General features: G+C 70.8%; 3 protein-coding genes. 2 read left to right on the top strand and 1 reads right to left on the bottom strand.

Features of this window, described 5'->3' with window-relative positions:
• On the top strand, positions 1–440 hold a 440-nt coding region (locus FNH05_RS36855; RefSeq protein ID WP_144593454.1), incomplete at its 5' end, for an HNH endonuclease signature motif containing protein.
• Positions 441–472: 32 nt separating this feature from the next.
• Here FNH05_RS36855 and FNH05_RS36850 read toward each other — a convergent pair.
• A complete protein-coding gene (locus FNH05_RS36850) occupies positions 473–1,468 on the bottom strand; it encodes a helix-turn-helix transcriptional regulator (protein WP_144593453.1) in 996 nt (331 codons plus the stop codon).
• 95 nt (positions 1,469–1,563) lie between these two features.
• On the opposite strand from FNH05_RS36850, the gene FNH05_RS36845 reads away from it, so the two are divergent.
• On the top strand, positions 1,564–1,855 hold a 292-nt coding region (locus tag FNH05_RS36845), incomplete at its 3' end, for a VOC family protein (RefSeq protein ID WP_144593452.1).

Here is a 1,855-nt window from a genome sequence, read left to right as displayed (position 1 = left end):
GGACCGGGCTACGCAACGAACCCGCCGAACTCGCCGGACACGGACCCATCCCCGCCCAACTGGCGCGGGAGATCGCCGCGAATGCGACGATCCGGCGGGTCATCACCGACCCCATGACCGGCGCCCCCATCGACGTCAGGCGCCACCGCTACCGGCCGTCCGCCGCCACCAAGGAACTGGTCCAGGTACGAGACCGAGAATGCCGGGTTCCCGGGTGTCACCGACCGGTCCAGGCCTGCGATCTGGACCATGTCGAACCCTGGGCCCAGGGCGGCGGCACTCACAGCACCAACCTTTGCGGCCTGTGCCGCCGGGACCACCGGCTGAAGGACGAACCCGGCTGGCACCACCGCATGACCGAAACCGGTGTTCTGGAGATCACCACCCCGGCCGGTCGCACCTACCGCAGCGAACCCGAACCCCTCACCACCGCCGCCTGATCGCTCCGGGCCGGAACCATGGCTGCCGCCGGTCACCCCTTGCCGCCGGTGGGCTTGGCCGCCGCCTTGGCGTAGCGGTGGGCCAGGTGCGCGAAGGCGTCCTTGAGTTCGGTCGGGCTGACGACTTCGATGTCGGCGTCGAACCTGCCGAGGGTGGCGGCCAGGGCGGGCCACGACCACGAGCCCAGGACGAGTCGGCAGCGGTGCGGGCCGAGTTCCTCGACAACCCCGTCGTGGACGAACGGCGACACCTCGGTGGCGGGCAGGTCGAGGATCACCTCGCCGTGGCAGGGCCAGCCGCCCGAGCCGTCGGAGCCGGAGAACCTGCTGGCGACGAAGGTCGCCACGGTCCCTCCGGGGAGTTCACGGGGCGTGAAGCGGGGGCCGGTCGGAGTGCGCGGGCTGATCCGGTCGACGCGGAAGGTACGCCAGTCGCCGCGGTCGAGGTCCCAGGCGACGAGATACCAGCGACCGCCCCGGGTGACGAGGTGATGGGGCTCCACCCGGCGCGGGGGAGTGGGGGCGGACTCGCCGGCCGCCGCCGGGGCCGCGGTGGCGTAGTCGAAGCGCAGCACCTCGCGGGCGTGGACGGCGCCACTGATCGCCATCAGCACGCCGCTGTCCACTCGCGGCGCCGCGGACCGTTCGACGGCGGTGACCTGGAGGCTGTCGATGCGGTGGCGCAGCCGGGCGGGCATGACCTGCCGGACGGTGTTCAGCGCCCGCGCCGCGGCCTCCTCGAGCCCGGCACCGGTGGTGATGGCGATCCGCAGTGCCACGGCCAGGGCGACGGCCTGCTCGTCGTCGAACAGCAGCGGCGGCAGCCGGGTGCCGGCGCCGAGCCGATACCCCCCTTCCGGGCCTTTGGTGGTCACGATGGGGTAGCCGAGCTCCCGCAGCCGGTCGACGTCGCGGCGTACCGTTCGCGGGCTGACATCCAGTCTTTCGGCCAGCAACGCCCCCGGCCAGTCCCGGCGCGCCTGGAGCAGCGACAGCAGCGCCAGCAGTCGTGCTGAGGTCTTCGGCATGTTTCTCATTCTGCCCGAAGAAGAGGACACATCCTGGCCACTTCCCCTGCGACCGTAGGTCTCGCATCAAGCACGAAACCAACCAAGGAGCAACCTTGTCCGTCACGACCACAACCCACCTGAACTTCCGCGGCGACGCGCGCGCGGCGCTGGAGTTCTACCAGTCCGTGTTCGGCGGTCACCTGGCCGTTGTCACGTACTCCGACGCCGGCAACGTCCAGGAGGAGTCCGAGGCCGACCAGGTGATGTGGGGCCAGGTGCTCGCCGAGAACGGCTTCCACGTCATGGCCTACGACGTGCCGTCGCGAATGGGCTACGACCAGGGCGAGAACTCGTTCTTCGTTTCGGTGCGCGGTGAAACCGCCGAGGAGGTCACCGGCTACTGGG

It is taken from the genome of Amycolatopsis rhizosphaerae (assembly GCF_007713715.1).
Lineage (GTDB): Bacteria > Actinomycetota > Actinomycetes > Mycobacteriales > Pseudonocardiaceae > Amycolatopsis_E > Amycolatopsis_E rhizosphaerae.
The sequence above is the reverse complement of the archived record's forward strand: the minus strand, read 5'-3'. Positions and strand labels throughout refer to the sequence as shown.

Bases quoted from the DNA above. Each gene is read 5' to 3' on its own strand.
- FNH05_RS36850 (WP_144593453.1), bottom strand. From the start codon at position 1,468: ATGCCGAAGACCTCAGCACGACTGCTGGCGCTGCTGTCGCTGCTCCAG.